At 38.6% G+C, this 3,082-nt stretch carries 5 protein-coding genes; all 5 read right to left on the bottom strand.

The window, feature by feature from the left end; genetic code table 11:
- Positions 1-50: 50 nt before the first annotated feature.
- Positions 51-674 carry a lambda exonuclease family protein gene (locus tag ACFILL_RS08930; RefSeq protein ID WP_375643788.1) on the bottom strand — a complete coding sequence of 208 codons (624 nt, stop codon included), beginning with the start codon at positions 672-674 and terminating at the stop codon, positions 51-53.
- Between the two features lies 1 nt (position 675).
- On the bottom strand, positions 676-1,542 hold the full coding sequence (locus ACFILL_RS08925) for an ERF family protein (protein WP_375663852.1): 867 nt from the start codon (positions 1,540-1,542) through the stop codon (positions 676-678).
- Between the two features lie 71 nt (positions 1,543-1,613).
- Entirely contained in the window at positions 1,614-2,336 is a 723-nt protein-coding gene (locus ACFILL_RS08920) for a hypothetical protein (RefSeq protein WP_375681097.1), read from the bottom strand.
- Between the two features lie 87 nt (positions 2,337-2,423).
- Positions 2,424-2,663 carry a hypothetical protein gene (locus tag ACFILL_RS08915; RefSeq protein WP_375643790.1) on the bottom strand — a complete coding sequence of 80 codons (240 nt, stop codon included), beginning with the start codon at positions 2,661-2,663 and terminating at the stop codon, positions 2,424-2,426.
- The coding region (locus ACFILL_RS08910; RefSeq protein ID WP_375643792.1) for a hypothetical protein at positions 2,660-3,082 on the bottom strand (423 nt) is incomplete at its 5' end. The genes ACFILL_RS08915 and ACFILL_RS08910, both read right to left, overlap by 4 nt.

Below are 3,082 nucleotides of genomic sequence, written 5' to 3'. Positions count from 1 at the left end.
AAGGGTGGGGGTGCTCGTAGATATGCGGGGAACAAAACACCCCCATAAGGTTAAGCAGCTTTTGTTGAGAGTTGTTTTATCTCTCGTTCTATCTCTGCTAAAAAGGTTTCAACAGCTTGATTGATCTGTTCAATTTGTTGATCATCACGGAGAATACGCTTGACTTTCATGCGTAAGTGAAAGAATTTCCCCGTAAAACGTGGGTCATAGCTTACGAAATCACACCATTTTCGTTCTGTACAAGCCATTTGGAATTGCATTTGTGCGTGATATTCTGGTTTGATTTCGTCACCTATACAAAAGCGCATATGTGTTACTGATCTCGGGCATTTGACTTCGATTAAACCGTCTTCTCCAATGAGACCATCGGGGCTAGCCCCCGCCATTTCTATTGTGGGGTGTTGGATAAAGCCGCATTTTGTTATATCGGCATCATAAATGAAGCCATATTCTCTCAAGGCATCATCTTCATGCTCAATACCCCATCTCATATCTTCAGTTTCATAATAGGGGCTTGTTTCTCTTGTTAAACGTTCTGTTATGAGTTTGATTTTGTAGTCTTCATATTTGCTCGTAGGCAATCCTTTTGTAGTTTTACTGAGTACGCTGTAAATGTTTGATGCGGTGACTTTACCCAAGCGCGCTTGAAACCATTCTGCTGTTCTTTGTTCCATATCACACCGCCGTTCTTTGTTCTTGTGGTACATATTCTATATCTTGGACGTGAATATATTCGGCATCTTGTATAGGAACGTATGTTTTCTCTTGTGGTGGGAGAGATTGTAGAGCGCTTTCTCTTTGAATTCTTGGCTTGCTTTCTAATATTTTCAAAACGTCGTCTGCTGTTTCACAAGACATATCTGTTAGCTTTTCTACTTTTGCATAAGAGAGAAGCTTATTTTTATCCGATTCTGTTTGTTCGATTAATTCTTCGATTTGCTTTATCTGTTTAGAGGAAACTTTTTGATTATTTGTATCGTCTTCTTTGGCTTGCATTTGACCATCTGTATCGTCTTCTTTACTTGCTAAATTAAGAAGCATGCCTAATAGGTATCTTCGTGCGTAGGTAAGTGTGGAACCAAGTGATTGTATGCTATTTTTAGAGCCTGTACTGTCAATTGGAAATGTTCCTTCTGTTGATATTTCATTGCCTGAAGGATGAGACAGAGTTATTTCTATGGTAACGTTTTTTTCTGTTTGATTTTTAATACGATAAAACAAAGCAAATTTGTATGTTGCAAGTCCGTCTTTTACAGCATCAATGTACTGATCAAGTGTAGCGTATTTGCTGTTTGTATGTTTATTAATGGCGTTTTGTTCGATATTTTTATATGCCATTTGCACAGCCGAAAGATCACGGACAAAATTTTGGCGCTCTTGTCGTTTTATCTCTTGTTCTCTTAAATCAAGAAGACGCTCTAAGCGATCCATATCGACGTCACTGTCTAAGGCTTTATTTAAAATACGTTCCATGACAGTTTGTTCGACGGCTAAATGATGTGTTTCTTCAATTTCTATTAGGTTAGTGTTTTGTTCACTCATCTTGATTTCCTACATTGCGCGCAATTCCCCCGTGGCGTGAATCACGCTGGTGTTAAAAGGCTGGTTGGTTGTTAAATTTTTATGTCTTGAGGAATTCTCGTGTTTCCGCGAATATTAGCTAATCCACGAATTTCGGCATTTCTAAAGATCTTGACTGCGTCATAAATGCGAGCACTATCATAAACTTTTGCATCTCCAAAAATCTCAACATTTCCATAATTAATATCATCCTCATACGTGAAATTGGAGCATGATATAATGACATCACCATAAACTTTAGCATTGTTATAAATGAGAGCAGGACCACAAATTATTGCGTTCCCATATACACGAGCATTGTCGTAAATGTGGGCACTATTCTTTATTCGTGCATTCTCAAAAACTTCTGCGTCACCATAAATACGTGCGTCATTGTAAACTTCTGCATCACCGCAAACATGAGATTTGTCGCGAACAACAGCATCACCAAAAACATGTGCACTACCAGAAACCTCTGCATTACCGTAAACAACAGCACGACTGTAAACTTGTGCATCAGAATAAACTGAAGCATTTCCACTAATACAAGCGCCATCAAATATCTTAGCATTATGAAAAATGGTAGCGCTTTCATACACCTTGGCATCATCATACACCCAGCAATTACCTTTATGACCTAAGTTATATTCCTTTTCAATAAAACCACCAAGATCTCCTTTTTTGACATCATCAAAATCCCTTAAAGCACGAATACGGTGAAGAGTTTTTCCATCAAACTGAATTGTTTCATCAGTAAGTTCGTATTTCTTTTTCATGGTTTATTTCCTTGATTTGCGTACAATTCACCCGTGGCGTGAATCACGCTGGTGTTTAAAAGTTGGTTTTTCGGCGTTAGAAACGGCTTATATGGCTATTACGGTATTACCAAAAATCTCGGCAAAACCACAAACTTTAGCTTTTCCATAAACTTTGGCGTTACCAGAAACCCAGAAATTGCCATCATGACTTAGATTGTCTTCTTTTTCAATAAAACCGCCTAGGTCACCTTTTTTGACATATCCAAAGTCTCTTAATGCTCTAATTCGGTGAAGAGTTCTTCCATCAAACACAGTTTTTTCATCAGTAAATTCGTATTTTTTCATCTGGTCTTTTCTCCAGTTGAGATTCTTTTATTGCCATCAATCCAGTCGTCCCAACATACACATGCATCACCGTAAATTTTTGCATGACCGTAAACATGCGCATCACCGGAAACTTCTGCATTGCCGTAAACACGCGCCCTATCGTAAATGTGTGGCTCTTCGTAAACTTGTGCATTGCCATAAACTTCTGCATTATCAAAAACGTGCGGTTCACCGCAAATATGTGCATCACCGTAAACTTCTGCATGACCGTAAATGCATGGTTCATCGAAAACTTCTGCTTTGCCATAAATACGAGAATCGTCGTAAACCTCGGCATAACCGTAAACATGTGCATTTTCGTAAACCTTAGCATCATCATAAACCTTGGCATAACCCCCAACCCAGCAATTGCCATCATGACTTAGATTGTCTTCTTT

The organism is Bartonella sp. AP20NXHL (assembly GCF_042196165.1).
In the GTDB taxonomy this organism is placed as follows: Bacteria; Pseudomonadota; Alphaproteobacteria; order Rhizobiales; family Rhizobiaceae; genus Bartonella.
Note: the sequence above shows the minus strand (reverse complement) of the source record. Positions and strands in the feature narration are given on the sequence as shown.

Excerpts from the sequence above, each read along its gene's own strand:
- ACFILL_RS08920 (WP_375681097.1), bottom strand. The coding sequence starts at position 2,336 with ATGAAAAAGAAATACGAACTTACTGATGAAACAATTCAGTTTGATGGA.
- ACFILL_RS08930 (WP_375643788.1), bottom strand. The coding sequence starts at position 674 with ATGGAACAAAGAACAGCAGAATGGTTTCAAGCGCGCTTGGGTAAAGTC.
- ACFILL_RS08915 (WP_375643790.1), bottom strand. The coding sequence starts at position 2,663 with ATGAAAAAATACGAATTTACTGATGAAAAAACTGTGTTTGATGGAAGA.
- ACFILL_RS08925 (WP_375663852.1), bottom strand. The coding sequence starts at position 1,542 with ATGAGTGAACAAAACACTAACCTAATAGAAATTGAAGAAACACATCAT.